Source organism: Bifidobacterium sp. UTCIF-38, from assembly GCF_006454495.1.
GTDB lineage: Bacteria > Actinomycetota > Actinomycetes > Actinomycetales > Bifidobacteriaceae > Bifidobacterium > Bifidobacterium callitrichos.
In genome coordinates, this window is record NZ_JFAL01000002.1 from 121,020 (window position 1) to 140,985 (window position 19,966).

Here is a 19,966-nt window from a genome sequence, read left to right on the forward strand (position 1 = left end):
GCAGACGCCCCGCAGCAGAAAACCCCGGCACTGGCCGGGGTTTTCTGTAGGGCAGCACGCCAACTTATCGCTTAATGACAGCTTCCATAGACCAGCGTCCAGCATCCTGTGATACCCGCATTGAACCGCCATACCGATGGAGCCTCTCCCCATATCGCCCCAAACCGGAATGCATATGATGCATATCATCACTCATCCGTTTCAACGGGACGTCGGTGACTCTCATGATGTACTGACGTGGCAAGGTCTCGATGCTGAACACATAATCGAACCTCGGATCTGCGTGACTAGCTATGTTACCCAATGATTCCCGCATGAGACCAGTCAGTAAAGCCACGACCTCCGGCGTATCCTCATGATCACTCGTATCGGGAAGCAGTATGCTCCCATTGAAGCCCATCGCCGTCAACCGTTGCCTCTGCCGATCCCCGATTTGCCGCAATCGATCAGGCAACACGGATTGCGGCAATCGCTTCTCATCATTCAGATCGAACCCATCCGCAGTCCCCTCATTGAGCTGGTTGATGAGCTGACGAACGCCGATGTTGGCATGCATCATTGATTGCAGCGCATTGCTGAGTTCAGCATTATCGGAAGGTGATATCTGCATATGATGCCTGAGAATGAGTACTGCATCCGTGATGTCATTGGCGATATGGTCATGCAGCTTTTCGGTGACAGCATCTCTAGTTCGACATTCTCGCAAACGTTGCCGCATCAACGCCTTGTCCTGTTCCTGCCGCATGACATATCCTACAAGCATGGAAAGCAGTAAGGCCGATACGGGAAACAACAGATAGAGAAACAACATATTCGGCAGTGTGTGAGACGTGCCGACAACCAGATCCATTTCAAATGTGTTCAACGATCCAGATACTACTCGAGTCATGAATGAAATGATTCCTATGACAATGGTTCCAGCTATCCCCTGCTCGATATTACAGTAACCCAACACTGCGACTGCAAACATACAGGAGATGAAATAACTGTTTGGTAAAATAATGTCGGCCCCCGGGAATACTCCTATGACCCAGCAAAGCAGAATCATCCAACTACCTACATACGGATATATATTGACGATCAACAATGCGGTACACGAAACGATCAATAATGATGATTGCGCAATTGAATAGTTGATTTCCATTAGTGGAAGTGCAATACAACAGAGAAGAATACAGATCGCGGATGGCATATACGTCCATGGATATCCACGATGATAGCGAGACAACAGATTTGCTACATCATCTTTGATAATGCCAAACATGGAACCGCCATTTCAGATAAGGTGCTGTTGTTGGCAGATACGTATCGCTTCGAAACGTTGCCGAACGCCGAGCTTGCGTGCTGCATGACTTGTATGCGACTGCACTGTTCCAACGGAGATATGCAGAGACTTTGCTATCTCCTTCGTGGTCATACCGCGGGCGTACATCGACAATATACCGATCTCGCGTTGTGAAATGCCCCGGACATCTACTTCGCCGCGCACATGCTCGTACGCATCACGAGGCGTCATGAACTCCTGACTTCCATCCTGAACAATGTCCGCAACCTCATCTCGAAAGCCATGTTGATTCGATCCACGCAATACATCAACGAACATGGCCGAGCCAACGGAGTCCTTACTTACCAGAGCCTGCGCACCCGCATCAACAAGGCGCGCACGATACTGTTCGAGTGGATAGGCGGTGACGCCGATGAGGCGAATGGTCGACGATCGTCTGCGTAGCTCTCTACATACGTCCACACCGGATATGCCGTTAAGCACAAGATCGAGTATCACCACGTCGGGCTGCAGAGCATCATATGTGATGTGTTCCATAAGCCGCTGAGGCTTGGTCTCCTTCCAGATCACCTCCATATCCGGCTTACGATGCCGGATGAGCATATCTATCATCATTAATGCGCAGACATCATTGTCCAATATGCCGATACGCAATCGCCGCGATCCCCGGTCTTCCGCCATAGCTACTTTCATAATACTATATTACACCTAAAACTGACAACATCACGTTCGTTCCAGTTTTTCTTGAATCCTAGTTGCATCGGCATACATACCATGACATAATGTCAATTATTCGCATAGATGCGAATACATCTTATAATTCTTAAGAAAAGAGTACATTATGAATATCAAGCGATGGAATATTATGTGCATAGTATTTACTATTATATCCACTCTGCTTTTGCCTATTTCTGTAGTGCAACAATCGCATGCAAATGAATCAAATTCATCTGAGCAGATTCCGAAAGAAATGTACGGACTCGATTATTACATTTCTATTTCCAATAACAAGCTGTGCTTTGATTCCAACTCTGCTCTCTCGAACGGTTATTCCAATTCTGCTGTAGAGTTTGTTTCAAACCAAATTAATTACATGAATACCGCAATCAAAACAGGATCAATACTAAATACTTAAGATTATTCAGTAACTTCAACTTCGCTGACTACTTATGTTCTCTCGAAAGCAAAAGGGATTAATAAGGAAGTACACCATTGGTACGGATTACATGAATTCTGGATGGATAGCGAGAAAACAAAGCAGTATATCTCAGGACTAGAGAAAGGAAATGTTGGGAATTATATACCAGGTTGGCTTGGCACCGTTGCTAAACTGTATAGCTCAGCCACAATAGCCGACGCCAAAATGGCAGCTCGTCCTGGACGCGGAATCATTATGCACAGCCAGTTCAGTGGCACGGGTATTACTTCTGTAGCCAGTATATGGCATCATTCACAGTGACAAGACGATAGTTGGAGATGATGGATATGATCCGTTGGTTATTTGTTTGGGTTGGTTATATCGCCTATGTCGTCGTACTGAATCTTGGTGTGCACACAACCGGGCAAATGAGCATCGCGGATCAAATGGCATTACCATTGGGAACGCATACCTGGTTTGCGCTGTGGTGCATGCTCGGGCTTGCCATTCCAGCATTCATCCGACTGTCACATGGGTACCCGAAATCATTCGTCGCACTTACCACTGCGATCTGCACACTCGCATGGCTGTCCATGGGCATGCGGTATGCCCCCATCATTCAGATCGGCCCTCTCAATGAAACAATCATCGATTGGATCAGCGATGGATTGAACCTTGCTTCAATAGTGGCATTAGGTATGGCGGCATGGCGGAGCTCCGGCGACGATTCCCGTTAACGGACATCGTCAGTCACAGAACCTGTCTTCACCTTTAGCCGATCCCGGCCACGATCATGGGCAGGGTCGTGACGGTTCTGCGCAAGCTGTGATACACTGAACGCCCAGCAACAGGAGACCCCGGCAACAGCCGGGGTTTCCGCGTTTCTCAAGCAAAACGGGAATGGTATTGAGAAGCGGTCTCATTCCGCGAATACCGAGAAGGCACGAAGGAAACGAGGATTACGACCATGGCACATACGCACGCACCGCTCGCGGAGAGGGGATCGAACGGATCCAAGGAGCATCAGCATCGGCTGACGGCGACGCTGGCCGTCACCGCCTCGGTGTTCGTCATCGAAGTGGTCAGCTCACTGCTGACCGGATCGCTGGCGCTGCTGGTGGACGCCGGTCACATGCTCACCGACATGTCGGTGCTCATCGCCTCTACGGTGACAGCAATTCTGATGCGCCGCAAGCCCAACAATCACCGTACGTGGGGCTGGGCGCGCCTCGAGGTGCTAACGGCCGCAGCCGGTGCGATCGTACTATTGATCGTTGGCATCTACGCTCTCGTGGAAGCGGGCATGCGCCTGTTCGGCGGCTCCGAGGCCGGCATCGAGGACATCGATCTGCTGCTGTTCGTCGGCATCCTCGGTCTGGCGGCGAACGTAGCGTCGATCTTCATCCTCGCCTCGCAGCGCGGCGACAACATGAACATGCGTGCCGCGTTTCTGGAGGTGATGAACGACGCCCTCGGCTCGGTGGCGGTGGTGTTGTCCGCATTGGTGATGATGTCGACGGGCTGGGATGGGTTCGACGCGGTGGCAGGCGGCGTGATCGCCCTGATGATGATCCCGCGCGCGATCGCGCTGCTGCGCAATGCGGTGCGCGTGCTGCTCGAGGAGACCCCGGAGGGATTGGATCTGGACGCAGTGCGCGAGCATCTGGAGCATGTGCCCCATGTAGTGGCCGTGCATGATCTGCATGCGAGCACGGTTTCGACCGGCATGCCGATCCTCATGGCGCATATCGTCGTCGAGAAGGGCCTGACGATGGAGCAGGCCGCGGATATCCTCGAGCAGTTGCAGGACTGCCTGCGCGAGCACTTCCCCGTATCGGTGCCCCATACCACGTTCCAGTTGGAGCCGGAGGGCTACCGCTCCCCCTCCGACGATCAGATGCACCCATCGGAGAAGTGACAGACACGCAAGCAAGAGTACATGCGAAAGATCGAGGGAGGGTACAGATAAAAATCAGGCCACTTCAGCCCGATGCCTAGGTGTCTGTCTGGTCGATGCCGTGGTGTTTCTGCCACGATTCGCATGACGAGCCGATTCCACGCTGTTGTGCCCCTCTGCTCTTCCACAACACAACCGGAACCGCACTTTCGCGATCCTGTGGCAGCGATTCCTGTCACATCACAGGCGATTTTGTTCTTTCGAACACTTGTGGCAACGGGCACTGCCACAACACGGCAAAATCCACGCAATACAGACGTTGTGACGAGCCTCTTAATTGCAGAATCCTTGAAATTCCGCCATTCCTTGCAAATCGCATCACGACACCTCGAACGCGCATTGCCACAACGTGCCCGGAATTCCGTTTTCAAACACTTGTGACAGCGGATTCCGCCATATCGCGCCGATTCGGTCGAAATGATCGCGTTGTGACAACAGGTACGAGACGCAGGCGCCGATCGATACGCCAATCAAGCTTTCTAGTCCGAGCGTCCAGCTCCAAGCCGTCCGGCTGGGATGATTATCCCGGTCGGCAAGTTCATCGCAAAGCCCCTTCCCGCCTATTCACGGCTAGGCGACCAAGACCAGCTACGCACTACCGACACAGACCCCCACACCGACATCCGATTATAAGGAAGATGAAGAGGAAAAGGGAGAAAGGAACAGACCAAGAAGCAAAGAAAAAGGAAGAGAAAAAGAAAAGAAGGAAGAGGGGAAAGAAGAAAAAAGCGGTGGCCTCCAACCAAGCAGGGCAAGGTTGGAGGCCACCGTAATCACAGCCCATCACCGGCGCACGTGTGAATAACCACGCGCGCCGGTGATGCCGGTTCAGTCAGAAGCCGATCAGAAGCCGAACTGGGCGGCGGTTTCCTTCAGCGTCTCGGCGGAGCGCTTGAGGGCGGCGAGCTCGTTGTCGGAGACCGGGGTGTTGATGGCGGTGTTGACGCCGTTGCGGTTGAGCAGGGTCGGAACGGACATGCACACATCGGAGATGCCGTGGAAGTCCTTGAGCATGGAGGACACCGGCAGGATGCGGTTGGAATCCTTGAGGACGGCCTCGATGATGTCGACGCCGGACATGCCGATGGCGTAGTTGGTGGCGCCCTTGCCGTTGATGATCTTGTAGGCGGCGTTCTTGACGTCCTGGTGGATCTGCTCGCGGACGGTGGCGTCGAGCGGCTCGTGGCCCGGCAGCGGCGTCCAGTCGAGCATCGGAACGCCACCGATGGTGGCGGAGGTCCACAGCGGGACCTCGGAGTCGCCGTGCTCGCCGGCGATGTAGGCGTGGACGTTCTTGACGTTGACGCCGGTCTGCTGCGCGATCAGGAAGCGCAGACGGGCGGAGTCGAGGTTGGTGCCGGAACCGAAGACCTGGTTCTCCGGCAGGCCGGAGAGCTTCTGGGCGACGTGGGTGGCGATGTCGACCGGGTTGGTGATCAGCATGTAGATGGCGTTCGGGGCGACCTTGACCAGGTTCGGGATGATGGCCTGCAGGATCTTGACGGTGGCGCCGACAAGCTCCAGACGGGACTGGCCCGGCTTCTGACGCGGGCCGGCGGTGATGACGACCATGTCGGCGTCGCGGCAGATCTCAGGATCGTCCGAACCGTCGATGGAGACGGTCGGGTAGAAGCTGGAACCGTGCTGCATATCGAGCACCTCGGCCTCGACGCGCTCCTTGGCGATGTCCTCGAGGACGATCTCACGGGCGACGCCGCGCTGGGCGGCTGCGAAGGCGAGGGTGGAGCCGACTGCGCCGGCGCCGATGACGGCAAGCTTCGTGGGCTTGGTAACCAGGGTTTCTGCCATGTTCATGAACCTCTCTTAGAGTGGACGTCCGCTTGCGGGCGGACATCATTCAACCAACGGCTCTCAATGTACTCCCATTACCTGACTTCGCATACACCGACACACGTCATGAATCGTTGGAAATATTGGATTGTTATCGCTCACAACATCATGCAGGGAACAATGTGGTAAAGGTCACATTGACAGTGCATGAACATTCGTCAACACGCGGTCGGACACGCCGGCCGAACCGAGCCACACACCCGAGAGACACCCGAGAGACACCCGAGAGTCACCCGAGAGTCACCCGACGGAACGCTCCACCAGACGCGCGGCCAGACGGCTGTCGACGTCCGCGACCACCTTCACCCCCTCGGCGAGCCATTCGATGCTGTCGACATGCCCGTACTCGCGCACCTGCGAGAGCAGCGAGCCGGCCGAATACGGCAGCAGGGCCTCGACATGCACGCCCGGGGTGGGCAGCAGCGCCTCGACCGCGTCGCGCAGCTCGTCGAGCCCGCGACCGGAATACGCGGAGACGATGTGGGCGTCCGGCTCCAGCGCGGCGAGCCGCTCCAGCGTCGCCTCGTCGCATCGGTCGGCCTTGTTGAACACGAGCAGCCGCGGAATCGATTCGGCGCCCTCGATGTCGGCGAGCACCTCGTTGACCGCGTCGATCTGCGAGAACGGATCGGGGTGGGAGCCGTCGACGACGTGCAGGATCACGTCGGCCTCGCCGACCTCCTCCAGCGTCGACTTGAACGCCTCGACCAGCTGCGTGGGCAGTCTGCGGACGAATCCGACGGTGTCTACGTAGGCGTACAGTCGCCCGTCCCGCGCCTTGGCGCGGCGCACGGCGGTGTCGAGCGTCGCGAACAGCGCGTTCTCGACAAGCTCGCTCGAACCGGTCAGACGGTTGGTGAGCGACGACTTGCCGGCGTTGGTGTAGCCGACCACGGCGATGGTGGGCAGACCATAGCGGCGTCGGGAGCCGCGCTTGACCTCGCGGGCCGGCGCCATCTCGCGGATCTGCCTGCGAAGCCTGGCGATGCGGGTGCGGATGACACGACGATCCATCTCGATCTTCGTCTCGCCCGGGCCTCGCGAGCCGATGCCCGCGTCGGCGCCCGCCGCTCGACCGCCGGCCTGACGGGACAGCGAACCGCCCCAGCCGCGCAGTCGCGGCAGCATGTACTCGAGCTGCGCGAGCTCCACCTGCGCCTTGCCCTCACGGCTGGTGGCATGCTGGGCGAAGATGTCGAGGATCACCGCGGTGCGGTCGACGACCTTCACCTTGGCCGCATCCTCCAGTCCTCGACGCTGGCTCGGCGGCAGATCGTCGTCCACGACGATGGTGTCCGCCTCCTCGCGCGCGACGATGTCGGCGATCTCCTTCGCCTTGCCGGATCCTACGTAGGTGGCGGCATCGGGCTTGATGCGATGCTGCAGGAGGCCGTCGCACACGACCGCGCCCGCGGTCTCGGCGAGCGCGGCGAGTTCTCGCAGCGACTCCTCGGCCTTGGCCTGTGTGGTGAGCGCGGACGACCACACGCCGACGAGCACGACGCGCTCCAGACGCACCTTGCGGTATTCGACCTCGGTGACGTCCTGCAGCTCGCCGAGACCGGTGACGTGCTTGAGCTGATTGCGGGATTCGCGCTCCTCCCACGCCTCATCGTGGCTTTCGGCCCATGGTGCGGATCCGCCGCCCTCGTCGATCAGGACCTCGGACGCCTCGGCGAGCACATCGCCATGCTCGTCCCCCTCGGTCCGGTCTTCGTACTTCCCCATGGATTCGGCGTCGCGGGTCAATGCCACCTCTTTTTCACGCGTTGCGTGGTATCACGATTGAACTATGGTTCCTTATTATACGGACCGACCAACGGACAATCGAACAATCATTCAAACGAACAAGTAAACGAACGAACACGGAAGTGGAATGATCATGACGCAACAGACGGAACAGTATTTCTCGGCCGAGCCATCCTCGAAGGACGTGCGGCGCACGCTCCACGTGACATTGCGCGGGCGTGAGGCGACGGTCCAGGTCTCCAACGGCGTGTTCTCCTCCTCGCGCGTTGATCTCGGCACGTCGGTGCTGCTCAGGCACGCCCCCGAGACGCCCGAGACCGGTCGACTGCTCGATCTGGGCTGCGGGTGGGGTCCGATCGCCCTCGCGATGGCGTTCGAGTCTCCCAAGGCGCAGGTCATGGCGGTGGACGTCAACGAGCGCGCATTGGATCTCACTCACGCCAACGCCGTGTCCAACGGCTGCGCGAACGTGCACGTCACGCAGGTCGACGAGTCCGGCACTCCCCTGCCGGCCGATCGCCAGCCCGCGTTCTGCGAGCCGATCGACGCGGACGAGACCTTCGACGCGATCTGGTCGAATCCGCCGATCCGTATCGGCAAGGAGGCGCTGCACACGCTGCTGATGGCCTGGCTGCCGAGGCTGAAGCCGAACGGCGCCGCCTATCTGGTGGTGCAGAGGAATCTCGGCTCCGATTCGCTGATCCCATGGCTGGACGATGCGCTCGGAGAGGATTTCTCCGTGTCCAAGTACGCAAGCTCCAAGGGCTTCCGTATCATTGAGGTTTTGCGAAATAACTAGAAATAACTAATAACTAGTGACATAGTGACGCTAGTGATGCGGAAAGTCAGCGGGAAGTCATAAGGGAATGCGTTTCGAATATCCGTCCGAACTGCCGGTTTCGGCCGCGCGCGATGAGATCGCGAAGGCCGTTCGTTCATCCCAGGTGGTCATCGTCTCCGGCCAGACCGGTTCGGGAAAGACCACGCAGCTGCCGAAGATCCTCCTCGAGCTCGGCAGGGGTTCGCACGGCAGGCAGATCGTGCACACGCAGCCGAGGCGTATCGCGGCCCGTACCGTGGCCGAGCGCATCGCCTCGGAGATGGGAGTGCGCCTCGGCGACGAGATCGGCTATCAGGTGCGCTTCACCGACGAGAGCTCGCCGAGCACGCGGCTGAGGGTCGTCACCGACGGCATCCTGCTCGCGCAGATTCAGAGGGATCCGCAGCTGAGCCGCTACGACACGATCATCATCGATGAGGCGCATGAGCGCAGTCTCAACATCGACTTCCTGCTGGGGTATCTCACGGCCCTGCTGCCGAAGAGGCGAGATTTGAAGCTCGTCATCACCTCCGCGACCATCGATTCGGAGAAGTTCCAGCGCCACTTCGAGGAGGCGCTGCACGAGAAGGTGCCGGTCATCGAGGTGTCGGGCCGCACCTACCCGGTGCAGGTGGTCTACGAGCCGCTCGGCACCGCGCCCGCGCTGATGCGCGAGGTGCCGGGGTTCGCCACCGGCGCCCGCCCCGGCGACGCCGACTACGAGGAGCTGGCCAACGCGATCGCCGACGACGGCTCCGACTCCCCCCGCGCCGGTAGGTCGGGCGGCAACGCCAATTCGCGGTTCGCCGACGACGCGATCACGGACATGCCCACGGCCGTGGCGCGCGCCTGCGCCGAGCTGGTCATCCACTCCTCGCATGAGCGCGGGCCGCGCGACATCCTCGTGTTCGCCTCGGGCGAGCGAGACATCCACGAGTTCGAGGCGGCGCTGCGGCATCACTACGGCCCGCGCGCCGACGACATGCGCCGTCCGGATGCGATCGAGATCATGCCGCTGTTCGCGAGGCTTTCGGCCGCGGACCAGCACAGGGTGTTCGAATCGCATACGCATCAGCGCATCGTCATCGCCACGAACGTGGCCGAGACGTCGCTGACGGTGCCGGGCATCCGCTACGTGGTGGATCCAGGCAACGCGCGCATCTCCCGGTATTCGAAGACCGCGAAGGTGCAGAGGCTCCCGATCGAGCCGATCAGTCAGGCGAGCGCCGACCAGAGGAGCGGCCGATGCGGCCGTGTGGCGGACGGCATCGCGATCCGCCTGTATTCGCGCGAGGACTACGAGACGCGCCCGCGGTTCACCGAGCCGGAGATCCTGAGGACCTCCCTGGGCGCGGTGGTGCTGCACATGCTGTCGGTGGGCGTGGCGCGCACCGCCGAGGACGTGACGCGGTTCGGCTTCATCGATCCGCCGGACATGAAGGCCGTGTCGGACGGCTTCAACGAGCTGACCGAGCTCAAGGCCGTGGCCCGCCATCGCGGCGAGGTGACGCTCACGCATATCGGGCGCCAGCTGGCGCGCATTCCGATCGACGTGCGATTGGGCCGCATGATCATCGAGGCGGCGCGCACCGCATCTCCGAACACGCTGGCCGCCGTGCTGGTGGTCGTCGCGTTCCTGAGTCTGCAGGATCCGCGCGAGCGTCCGGATGACAAGCGCGAGGAGGCGGATCGCATCCACAACCGGTATGCGGACGCCACGAGCGACTATCTGACGGCGTTGAACATCTGGGACCGCGTATTCCAGGCGGATGGCGAGCCGAGCAACAACGCGCTGCGCCGCATCTGCAAGACCGAGTACTTCAGCTGGCTGAGAATGCGTCAGTGGAAGGATCTGGTCTCCCAGCTCAGGCAGATGTGTCGCGAGATGAAGTTCAAGGTGGGCGATCCCCTGCCCTCCACACGCGCCGGACTGGAGATCCGCCAGTTGCCGATCAACCAGCAGGCGGCGCATTCGCTGTGCTGCGCATGGGATGCGGACGGCATCCACAAGTCGATGCTCGCGGGCCTGCTGTCGATGATGGGCATGCAGGTGATCCGCGAGCCGAAGGCGTCCGACTACGCGAACCTCAAGGGTGCGGCGAGAGCCCGTGCCTTGAAGCGCGCGCAGAAGATGTCGAAGAACGACTATCTGGGCGCACGCGGCACGCATTTCGCGCTCTTCCCCGCCTCGGCGGTCTCCAAGGCCACGCCGAGCTGGGTGATGTCGACCGAACTGGTGGAGACCTCGCGTCTGTGGGCCCGCTATTCGGCGGCGATCGACCCCGCGTGGGCCGAACCGCTGGCCGGCAGTCTCACGCGCACCACGTACGCCGAGCCGCACTGGTCCGGATCGCGCGGCTCGGCGGTGGCGAACGCGAAGGTGCTGCTGTACGGTCTGCCGATCGTGCAGGATCGCACCGTGCAGTGGGGGCGCATCAACCCGCCGGAGGCGCGTGACTTCCTGATCCGTCAGGGGCTCGTGGAGGGCGACATCCAGCAGCGGTTCAGCTACGACGAGTTCGTCGCGAGGAATGTGAAGCTTCTCGAGGAGGCCGCGGACGACGCGAACCGTACGCGTCAGGTCGCCGAGACCGTGTCCGACGAGGATCTGTTCGACTTCTACAACGCCGTCATCCCCAATGACGTGACCTCCGTGGCCGCGCTGGCGAAATGGTGGAAGGGCGTGCACGACGAGAAGCCGACGCTGCTCGACTTCGACCCGGAGAAGGTCGAACGTCTGCAGACGGCGGATTCGGTGAGTCTGGCCGACTATCCGGACCACTGGCATACGCTCGGCACGGACGGCCAGCCGATCGACCTGCGCCTGAGCTACGTGTACGATCCGAGCGACGAGAACGACGGCGTGACCGTGCACGTGCCGTTGAAGGCCCTCTCGCGCCTCCTGCCCGACCAGTTCACATGGAACGTGCCCGGCCTTCTGGACGAGCTGATCCTCGCGATGATCAAGGCGCTGCCCAAGCAGCTGCGCGTGCAGTTCGTGCCCGCGCCGGACGCCGCGAGGAAGATCCGCTCGTGGATCGACGAGCACTACCCGTGTCTGCCGGGTTCGGGCGACATGCGCAAGCCGAACACGCCCCCGGACGACGAGACCGTCTGGCCGGATCTGGCGCACGTGTTCACCCGCGCGGCGATCGCCGTGATGGGCGCGCAGATCCACCCGGAGGTGCTGGGACCGGATCTGATCGCGCGCCTCCAGCCGTACCTGAAGATGACGTTCGTCGTCGAGGAGCGGATCGGCGGGCGATCCTCCGGGCGTCCCGGACGCGGCCGCACGCAGGTCAAAACGCTCGGCAGATCCAAGGACCTGAAGGCGCTGCAGGTGAAATTCGCCGCCGAAGCCAAGGAGTCGGCGCGCAACATGGTGCGCAAGCAGGCCGACAAGGCCGGCGACGCGGGTCGTCTCGTCGAACGCGCCGACCTGCTGCACAAGGCGGGAGCGACCACCGAATCGCGCGCCTCGATGCTCTGGCACGGCGCGCTGGACGCATTGCGCCTGCCCTCCGACCGTATCTCCTCGCGATGGCTGGGCACGGAGGCGCTGATGCTCGCCTCGGCCCCGTACAAGTCGACGAAGGAACTGGTCGAGGATCTGCAGCTCGCCGCCGTCAAACGACTCCTGCCGGATGTGGATCGCCTGCCGGACGACGAGGCGCTGGCGAACGCGGTGCTCGACGTGCGCGAGGTGTACGAGGACACGGTCTACGCGGTCGCTCATGACGTGATCGCGATCCTGAGACGATACGCCGAGGTCGACAAGGCCGTATCGGGCAAGGCGGATCTGCCGATGCTCTCGGTGCTGCAGTCGATCCGCGAGCATATCGCGACGCTCGTGTTCCCCGGTTTCATCGGCGCCGCTCCCCCGACGGCCCTGAAGTCGATCGAACGCTATCTCAACGCGGACCTCATGCGCCTGAACAAGGCGAAGCAGGACAAGAACCGCGACGTGCGCTGGGCGTGGGAGGCCGACGAGGCGCGCCAGCTGGTCGACAAGGCCACAGCCGCCGCGAAGCGCGAGCCGGCGGGCCCCTCGCACGAGAGGATGATGAAGCGCGCGACCGAGGCCCGGTGGATGCTCGAGGAGTTCTACGTGAGCCTGTGGGCGCAGGAGATCGGCACGCCGAAGCCCGCCAGCCTCAACCGCATCAAAAAGGCGCTGGCCGCCTAGGAGCGCCCTAGGAGTGGCTTTAGGATGCCCTAGGATGCCCCTAGGTTGGCCTGCTCCGATACAATACGACAGCACGAAAACGGATAAGGAGAAACATTCATCATGGCACTGACCAAGAAGCAGATCAAGCAGCTGCGCGGCATGGCGAACAGCCTCAAGCCGCTCATCAACATCGGCAAGAACGACATCAGCGACTCGCTGGTCAAGCAGACCAGCGAAACCCTCGCCAAGCGCGAGCTGGTGAAGATCAGCGTGCAGGACGGTTCCGGCCTCGACGCCAAGGAGGCGGCCGACAAGCTCGCCGGACAGCTCGGCGCCGAGGTGGTGCAGACCATCGGCAACCGTTTCGTGCTGTTCCGCCGCTCGAAGCGCGACGACATCGAGCACATCGCCCTCGTGCGCGAGTGACGCGGGGCGGCATGGCTTCGCAGACTGATTCCCGTGTTCCCGACGAGCGCATCCCCGGCAGGCTGATCGGCGCGATCGTCGCGACCGGATCGCTGGCCTTCATCGGCATCCTCACCGAAACGGTGATGACGGTGCTCTTCCCGCAGCTCATGCGCGAGTTCCATGTGGACACCGCCACCGTGCAGTGGATCACGACGATCTACCTGCTGACGGTGGCCGCCACGATGCCGGTCTCCTCGTTCCTCAAGCGCCGGTTCCGTCTGAGGACGATCTTCATCGCCGCGGTCGTGCTCGCGCTGACCGGCTCCATCATCATGATCTTCGCGAGCGCGTTCCCGATGCTCATCGTAGCCCGCATCATTCAGGGCGTGGGCTCGGGCGTCGCCACCCCGCTGATGATGAACATCATCCTCGAGCAGTCGCCGCGTTCCAAGATCGGCCGGCTCATGGGCGTCGGATCCCTCGTCATCACGGTCGCCCCCGCCATCGGCCCGACCGTGGGCGGCGCCGTGACGACGGTGCTGCCGTGGCGCGCGATCTTCGTCATCGCGATCCCGCTGATGCTCATCGCCGCATTCGTGGGCCTCATGTGCATCGAGCAAAAGTCGCCCACAGAAGCGGCGTATCTCGATCCGCTGCAGCTCACCGCGATCGTCGTCGCACTCGTCGGCATGGTGCTGGGACTCAATCAGGCCGGCGTGGCGGTGAGTGCCGCCGTGTCCGGACAGCCGGTCGGCACCTCGGGCGTGATCGCGGTATTGAGCTTCGTGATCGGCCTCGCCTCGCTGATCGCGTTCGGTTGGCTGTCCCATCGTGCGTTCTCACCACTGCTGCGTCTCGGGATCCTCAAGGACCGTGTGGTTCTGCTGCACTTGGTGGCGTACCTGATCATGCCGATCGTCTCGATCGGATTCGGCTATGTGATCACCAACGTGGCGCAGCTTTCCCTTGGCACGAACGCGTTCCTTGCGGGCGCTCTGGTGCTGCCCGGCGCTCTGATCGGCGCCGTGTGCGCGCCGCTCGGCGGATGGCTCTACGACCGGTTCGGCGCGGTCGGACCGGTGCTGGTGCCGTTCGGCATCGCGATCCTCGGTCCGGCGCTGCTGTTCGCGTTCTCGATGCACCTGACCCCGGCTCTGCTCGCCGGCTTCTACTTCATCTTCGGGTTCTTCTTCGCGCTCGGCAATTCGAACGTGATGACCAGCGCGTTGAGTTCGATCCCCCACGAATTCGCGCCCGACGGCAACGCGATCTTCAACACGGCCCTCCAATTCGGAGGCGCCGCGGGAACGGCACTGTTCTCCACGATCCTCGCGGTCGCGCAGGCCGGTCACGGCTCGGAGGGCTCCCCCGAGTTCATGCACGCGACCGCCGTGGGCGGCTCGTGGGTGTTCGCCGTGATGACCGTCATCTGCATCCTCGGATGGCTCTCGCTGGCCGTGGCCTTCCGTATCCGCGCGGCACGGCACCGGTGATATACGGCCGATCAACCAAAACCGATAACCAATCAACCGAAGAAGTCCCCGAGCCGTCATGGCCCGGGGACTTCTTCGTATTCCCGTCGACGGGAATCGTCAATCGTTCAGCTCAAGCCCCTGCGCATCCCGGTGCCAGGGGCTTCCCGTACTGCTGCACAGGATGAGGATGCCTTCGACGAATCCCCAGATCGCCGCGGCGATCGGTCCCAATCCGAATGCGATCCAGCCGACCAATGTGAGCAGGAGCTGCGCTACCGCCTTGCTCGTGTTACCCAGATAGAAGTTGTGCGCGCCGAACCCGCCGAGGAAGATGCCGAGCAGTCCCGCCGCGATCTTCGACTTCGTGCTCCTCGCCCCGTATGGACCGTAGTATGGGGCGCCCTGTCCATACTGGTATTGTCCGGCACCGTATGGCGCACTGTACTGTGAACCATACTGGGTATACCCCTGGGCGTATCCGGGTGCACCATATCCCCCCGGCGCCTGCTGGGTACCGTATCCCGGTGCCTGCTGCTGGCCGGCGTGCCCCGCCTGTTGGCCATACTGCGCCGATCCTGCCGACTGTCCGTCGTACGCCGGATATCCCTGACCGGGGTACCCGTTGCCGGCTTCCTGACTGGTGTTCCCGTTGTACCCCACCTGTCCTGATCCGTCCGTCTGATTCGGGGTCTGATTGAACTGATTCGGATCACTCATCGTGACGTCCTCCCTTTCCAGCCGGATCAACCGACCATGTATTGTCGCATACATCTTCTCACATATCCGACGAACAGACTATGGACTCCGATCCTTACCTCTTCCTCGAGGTCTCTTGGATCTGTGTCGGTTCTTGACTACCGTCCCCTTACGGTGGCTAAAAAAGGTTGACTCCCGACGAACGTACGCTGACTTGTCGTCAGCGTACGCGGAACGTGGTCTTTCCCGCTCCATCACCCGTTTTCGTACGCTGCCCCATACTCAGCGTACGAATGCGGGTGATAACGAGGGGATGGCCACGAGGAACGTACGCTGATGGGGACTCAGCGTACGCGGAATGGGGGTCGGGGTGCGGAGAACAGACAAAAACGTGTGGGGGTGTGGCCCCGTACAGGAACCACACCCCCACACGCCGGATGAAGAAGGAAAGGAATAAAGAGATGGTTGCCTTCCAAGGGCGATCGAGATTGGCGTACCATCCATGTGTCCGCCCGATCTTGTTCCTTCCGTCTCCTCCGGACTACCCGGAGAGTGGTAGGAAGGAATAAAATCCAGGACATCACGGACCGAAGACGATCGACCCGAAACGGCTATTTCAGTTATTGATATTCACGGTGATCACCCGGGGTGTCCGAGGCCCGTTCCGTGTGATCGGGACCGGACCTTAAGGACACTTACCGGGCTTGCCTATTTCTTGTCGCCGACGGCGGTCACCACACGCTGCAGGACCACGAAGACGAGGATCATGAGGCCGACGACGATGGTCGTCCACTCGGCCGGGACACCGAAATCGGTGGTCAGCGGGTCGATGATCGAACGGACCAGGGCACCAAGTGCGGAGCCGAGGACGTAGCCGAAGCCGCCGGTGATGATCGTGCCGCCGATGACGACGGAGGCGACAGCGTCAAGCTCCCAGCCGACACCCACCGTGTTCTTGGCGGAGCCGATGTTGGCGATGTACACGATCGAGGCCAGCGCAGCGAGGGCCGCGGAGGTGATGTAGATCGTGAACTGGGCTCGACGGACCGGCAGGCCCATGAGCTCCGCGGAGGAACGGGAACCGCCGATGGCGTAGATCGTACGTCCGGTGCGCGTGTGGTGCAGGAGGACGTAGCCGCCGATCAGGACGATGATGGCGATGATCACGCCGAGGTTGATGGACAGATCGTTGGAGATCTTCGGGTTGTCGATGATCTTGATCTCGTTGGAGATCACATCGAAGTTGTTGTTGTCCGGGAAGGTCAGCGAATCGGTCGAGATGATGGAGGCGATGCCACGAGCGAGGAACATCGTGGACAGCGTCGCGATGAACGGCTGCATGTTGAATTCCTCGATCAGGGTCGCGGCCAGCAGGCCGAACGCCGCGCCGATCAGCAGCATAATGATCATGACCAGGAAGGCGGGAACGCCCGCGATGGTCAGCTTGATGCCGATGACGGCGGTGATGGCGACGATGGCGCCGACGGACAGATCGATGCCGCCGGTCAGGATCGGCAGGGTCATCGCGACCGCCAGGATGATCAGGTAGGCGTGGTCGATGAACAGGGAGGAGATGAAGCCCAGTCGCAGATAGGTGCCGAAGAGGGCCTGTCCCATGATGATCATCAGAATGAAGATCACGACTGCCGCAATGGTCGGAATCATCTGCGCGTCCATGCGACGCGTCTTCTTAGCGGCCTTCTTGGCCGGGGTTGCCGTAGCTGTTGTCATGCTGCCACCGCCTTTGCTTGGGCCTTGAGCGCGCGCTTGCGCTTGAGTTCCGCGCTCAGGTTACGAACCTTGGGAGCCTGCATCACGCAGATCACGATCACGACGACGGCGAAGAAGGCCGGCGTTGCGGCGGAATCGATGCCGAGGGTGATGATGGTCTTGCGGATCATGGCGATGATGACGGCGCCGACGGCGCTGCCAGAGAGGGAGAACTTGCCGCCGAGCAGCGAGGTGCCACCGATGACGACCGCGAGGATCGCGTACATCTCGAGATCCTGACCGGTCTTGACCACGTCGACGCGCATCACGGATGCAGTGGCGAACAGGCCGGCGACCGCGGCGAGAAGGCCGGAGATCGCGTAGACGAGGAAGAGGATCTTCTTGGGCTTGATGCCGGTCATGCGGGAGGCCTCGGGGTTGATGCCGACGGACTCGATGAACATGCCCATGGCGGTCTTGCGGCACAGCAGGCCGACGAGAGCCACGATGATGACGGCGATCACGAAGTTGGCCGGAATGCCGAGGATGAAGCCGTTGGCCATCCACCTGAGCGGTTCGCTGCCGGCGACCGCGGAGGCATCGGTGTTCTCACCGGAGGTGATGACCTTCGCCAGGCCTCGGCCGGCGAGCATCATGATCAGCGTGGTGATGAACGGCTGGAGGCCGAGGAACGCGATGAGGGAGCCGTTGACGCATCCGACAATCACGCCGATGACGAGAGCCAGCAGGATGGCGACCCAGACGTTCATGCCGCCGTTGAGGGCCTGCATGGCCGCGGCGCCGGCGACCGCCATGACGGAACCGACCGAAAGATCGATGCCCGCAGTGGAGATGACCAGGGTCATGCCGGTGGCGATCATCAGGTATCGGGCGGATTCCTGGAGCATCGTGATCAGCGGGCCGGCGAGACCGCCGGTGTTGCTGTTCCAGGACAGTGCCAGGAACGCGTGATCGAACAGGGTGCACAGCAGGATCAGCAGGACGAGTGCGATGACCTCGACGGTCAGGTTCGAGGACAGCAGCTTCTTGAAGACGTTGTTCTTGTCTTCTTGCTTCTTATCAGCCATCATCCCTCCTTTCAGTTATTCACGTTCGTGTTGGCGATCGTCTCGACGATGGTGGACTGCGAGACGGTATCGTCGTTTTCGATTTCGGCGATCTTGTGGCGGTCCTTGAGGACCTCGATGTCGTCGGACAGACGGACGACCTCCTCGAGCTCCGAGGAGATGAAGACGACGCCCATGCCCTTGGAGGCCAGGTCGAGGACGACCTGCTGGATCTCGGCCTTGGCGCCGATGTCGATGCCTCGGGTCGGCTCATCGAGGATGAGCAGCTCGGGGTGCGTGGCCAGCCAACGGCCGATGAGGACCTTCTGCTGGTTGCCGCCGGAGAGGTTCTTGATCGGACGATCGGGATCGGCCGGTCGGACGTTCATCTCCTTCATGTACTTGTCGACGATCTCGTCCGCTTCCTTCTTCGGGATCGGCTTGAACATGCCTCGCGTGGCCTGCAGGGCGATGAGGATGTTCTGACGGACGGTCAGGTCGCCGATGATGCCCTCGTCGCGGCGGTTCTCGGTGGAGTACGCGATCTTGTGCTTCAGCGCGGTGTACGGGTCGCTGATGCTCACCTGCTGGCCGTTGAGCTCGTAGGTGCCCGAATCCGGCTTGTCCGCGCCGTAAAGCAGACGGCCAAGCTCGGTGCGGCCGGAGCCCAGCAGGCCGGCGAAGCCGACGACCTCGCCCTTGTAGATGTCGAGGTCGACCGGGTTGATGGTGCCCTTCTTGCCAAGGCCCTTGACGTCGACGATCGGCTTCTCGCCCGGGGTGATCTCGCGACGCGCCTTCTTGGCGCCGATCTGCGAGAGCTCCTCGGCGGACTTGCCGATCATCATGCCGATGAGCTCGTCACGCGGGGTGTCCTTGGTCATGACCTCCTTGATGAAGCGGCCGTTGCGCAGGATGGTCAGTCGGTCGGTGATCTCGTAGATCTGATCGAGGAAGTGGGAGACGAACAGGATGGCGACGCCCGAGTCGCGCACCTTGCGCATGATGGCGAACAGGTCCTGCACCTCGTTGGCGTCAAGGGAGGAGGTCGGCTCATCGAGGATGAGCACCTTGGCGTTGATGACCATGGCTCGTGCGATGGCGACCAGCTGCTGCATGGCGATGGAGATCGAGGACAGCGGGGTGTGCGGGTCGATGTGTTCGAGGCCCATCTGCGCCAGGTACTGCTTGGCGGCCTCGTGGGTCTTCTTCCAGTCGATGCCGAAGGGACCGCGCTTCTCGTGACCGAGCATCACGTTCTCGCCGACGGAGAGGTTGGTGCACAGGTTGACTTCCTGATACACGGTGGCGATGCCGGCGTTCTGCGCGTCGAGCGTGCCGTTGAACTGCTGCGGCTTGCCGTCGACGACGATGGATCCGGCGTCGATCTTGTACACACCGGTGAGCGCCTTGATCATCGTCGACTTGCCGGCGCCGTTCTCACCCATGAGCGCGTGGACCTCGCCCGGGTAGAGCGTCAGATCGACACCATCCAGGGCCTTGACGCCCGGGAACTCGATCGTGATGCCCTTCATCACGACGATAGGGGTTTTGTCTGTCATATCTTTGCCTTTGGGAGAAGGGAGATTGTTACCGTTTTGTGATATTTCGACCCGACATGCATGATGGTGCACGAAGCAGT

At 61.0% G+C, this 19,966-nt stretch carries 15 protein-coding genes; 7 read left to right on the top strand and 8 right to left on the bottom strand.

Annotation, left to right across the window (positions count from 1 at the left end):
• Positions 1-64: 64 nt before the first annotated feature.
• Together BW11_RS01115 and BW11_RS01120 are read right to left on the bottom strand one after the other, a co-directional pair.
• Positions 65-1,264 (bottom strand): hypothetical protein, encoded by a 1,200-nt coding sequence (locus BW11_RS01115; protein WP_140444377.1) that lies wholly within the window; start codon positions 1,262-1,264, stop codon positions 65-67.
• 12 nt (positions 1,265-1,276) lie between these two features.
• Positions 1,277-1,978 carry a response regulator transcription factor gene (locus BW11_RS01120; RefSeq protein WP_081887226.1) on the bottom strand — a complete coding sequence of 234 codons (702 nt, stop codon included), beginning with the start codon at positions 1,976-1,978 and terminating at the stop codon, positions 1,277-1,279.
• Positions 1,979-2,761: 783 nt separating this feature from the next.
• On the opposite strand from BW11_RS01120, the gene BW11_RS01125 reads away from it, so the two are divergent.
• From BW11_RS01125 to BW11_RS11720, 3 genes are all read left to right on the top strand, one after another.
• Positions 2,762-3,160: a hypothetical protein gene (locus BW11_RS01125; RefSeq protein WP_140444378.1), complete on the top strand. Its 399-nt coding sequence runs from the start codon at positions 2,762-2,764 to the stop codon at positions 3,158-3,160.
• A gap of 230 nt (positions 3,161-3,390) precedes the next feature.
• Positions 3,391-4,341, top strand: a complete 951-nt coding sequence (locus BW11_RS01130) for a cation diffusion facilitator family transporter (RefSeq protein WP_043165309.1) — start codon at positions 3,391-3,393, stop codon at positions 4,339-4,341.
• Between the two features lie 677 nt (positions 4,342-5,018).
• Positions 5,019-5,153 (top strand): hypothetical protein, encoded by a 135-nt coding sequence (locus tag BW11_RS11720; protein WP_258184427.1) that lies wholly within the window; start codon positions 5,019-5,021, stop codon positions 5,151-5,153.
• 70 nt (positions 5,154-5,223) lie between these two features.
• Here the strand turns inward: BW11_RS11720 and BW11_RS01135 are convergent, their stop codons facing one another.
• Entirely contained in the window at positions 5,224-6,189 is a 966-nt protein-coding gene (locus tag BW11_RS01135; protein ID WP_043165480.1) for an L-lactate dehydrogenase, read from the bottom strand.
• A gap of 282 nt (positions 6,190-6,471) precedes the next feature.
• Positions 6,472-7,959: a GTPase HflX gene (gene hflX, locus BW11_RS01140; RefSeq protein WP_140444379.1), complete on the bottom strand. Its 1,488-nt coding sequence runs from the start codon at positions 7,957-7,959 to the stop codon at positions 6,472-6,474.
• A 154-nt stretch (positions 7,960-8,113) separates the two neighbouring features.
• On the opposite strand from hflX, the gene BW11_RS01145 reads away from it, so the two are divergent.
• The 4 genes from BW11_RS01145 to BW11_RS01160 all read left to right on the top strand — a co-directional run bounded on the left by BW11_RS01145 (position 8,114) and on the right by BW11_RS01160 (position 14,869).
• On the top strand, positions 8,114-8,779 hold the full coding sequence (locus BW11_RS01145) for a class I SAM-dependent methyltransferase (RefSeq protein ID WP_140444380.1): 666 nt from the start codon (positions 8,114-8,116) through the stop codon (positions 8,777-8,779).
• Positions 8,780-8,846: 67 nt separating this feature from the next.
• A complete protein-coding gene (locus tag BW11_RS01150) occupies positions 8,847-12,986 on the top strand; it encodes a DUF3418 domain-containing protein (RefSeq protein WP_140444381.1) in 4,140 nt (1,379 codons plus the stop codon).
• A 102-nt stretch (positions 12,987-13,088) separates the two neighbouring features.
• A complete protein-coding gene (locus BW11_RS01155; RefSeq protein ID WP_043165319.1) occupies positions 13,089-13,394 on the top strand; it encodes a YhbY family RNA-binding protein in 306 nt (101 codons plus the stop codon).
• 11 nt (positions 13,395-13,405) lie between these two features.
• Entirely contained in the window at positions 13,406-14,869 is a 1,464-nt protein-coding gene (locus BW11_RS01160; protein ID WP_140444382.1) for an MFS transporter, read from the top strand.
• A 99-nt stretch (positions 14,870-14,968) separates the two neighbouring features.
• Here the strand turns inward: BW11_RS01160 and BW11_RS11725 are convergent, their stop codons facing one another.
• From BW11_RS11725 to BW11_RS01180, 4 genes are all read right to left on the bottom strand, one after another.
• A complete protein-coding gene (locus BW11_RS11725; protein ID WP_258184433.1) occupies positions 14,969-15,568 on the bottom strand; it encodes a TM2 domain-containing protein in 600 nt (199 codons plus the stop codon).
• Between the two features lie 687 nt (positions 15,569-16,255).
• Positions 16,256-17,278 (bottom strand): sugar ABC transporter permease, encoded by a 1,023-nt coding sequence (locus BW11_RS01170; RefSeq protein ID WP_140444383.1) that lies wholly within the window; start codon positions 17,276-17,278, stop codon positions 16,256-16,258.
• Complete coding sequence (locus tag BW11_RS01175; RefSeq protein WP_375137613.1) at positions 17,275-18,348, bottom strand: ABC transporter permease; 1,074 nt, start codon at positions 18,346-18,348, stop codon at positions 17,275-17,277. Before BW11_RS01175 ends, BW11_RS01170 begins: the two co-directional genes overlap by 4 nt.
• An 8-nt stretch (positions 18,349-18,356) precedes the next feature.
• Entirely contained in the window at positions 18,357-19,886 is a 1,530-nt protein-coding gene (locus BW11_RS01180) for a sugar ABC transporter ATP-binding protein (protein WP_043165326.1), read from the bottom strand.
• Positions 19,887-19,966: the final 80 nt, after the last annotated feature.

Bases quoted from the DNA above. Each gene is read 5' to 3' on its own strand.
- BW11_RS01155 (WP_043165319.1), top strand. From the start codon at position 13,089: ATGGCACTGACCAAGAAGCAGATCAAGCAGCTGCGCGGCATGGCGAAC.
- BW11_RS01120 (WP_081887226.1), bottom strand. From the start codon at position 1,978: ATGAAAGTAGCTATGGCGGAAGACCGGGGATCGCGGCGATTGCGTATC.
- BW11_RS01175 (WP_375137613.1), bottom strand. From the start codon at position 18,348: ATGATGGCTGATAAGAAGCAAGAAGACAAGAACAACGTCTTCAAGAAG.
- BW11_RS01125 (WP_140444378.1), top strand. From the start codon at position 2,762: ATGATGGATATGATCCGTTGGTTATTTGTTTGGGTTGGTTATATCGCC.
- BW11_RS11725 (WP_258184433.1), bottom strand. From the start codon at position 15,568: ATGAGTGATCCGAATCAGTTCAATCAGACCCCGAATCAGACGGACGGA.
- BW11_RS11720 (WP_258184427.1), top strand. From the start codon at position 5,019: ATGAAGAGGAAAAGGGAGAAAGGAACAGACCAAGAAGCAAAGAAAAAG.
- BW11_RS01115 (WP_140444377.1), bottom strand. From the start codon at position 1,264: ATGTTTGGCATTATCAAAGATGATGTAGCAAATCTGTTGTCTCGCTAT.
- BW11_RS01135 (WP_043165480.1), bottom strand. From the start codon at position 6,189: ATGGCAGAAACCCTGGTTACCAAGCCCACGAAGCTTGCCGTCATCGGC.
- hflX (WP_140444379.1), bottom strand. From the start codon at position 7,959: ATGGGGAAGTACGAAGACCGGACCGAGGGGGACGAGCATGGCGATGTG.
- BW11_RS01180 (WP_043165326.1), bottom strand. From the start codon at position 19,886: ATGACAGACAAAACCCCTATCGTCGTGATGAAGGGCATCACGATCGAG.
- BW11_RS01150 (WP_140444381.1), top strand. From the start codon at position 8,847: ATGCGTTTCGAATATCCGTCCGAACTGCCGGTTTCGGCCGCGCGCGAT.
- BW11_RS01130 (WP_043165309.1), top strand. From the start codon at position 3,391: ATGGCACATACGCACGCACCGCTCGCGGAGAGGGGATCGAACGGATCC.
- BW11_RS01170 (WP_140444383.1), bottom strand. From the start codon at position 17,278: ATGACAACAGCTACGGCAACCCCGGCCAAGAAGGCCGCTAAGAAGACG.
- BW11_RS01145 (WP_140444380.1), top strand. From the start codon at position 8,114: ATGACGCAACAGACGGAACAGTATTTCTCGGCCGAGCCATCCTCGAAG.
- BW11_RS01160 (WP_140444382.1), top strand. From the start codon at position 13,406: ATGGCTTCGCAGACTGATTCCCGTGTTCCCGACGAGCGCATCCCCGGC.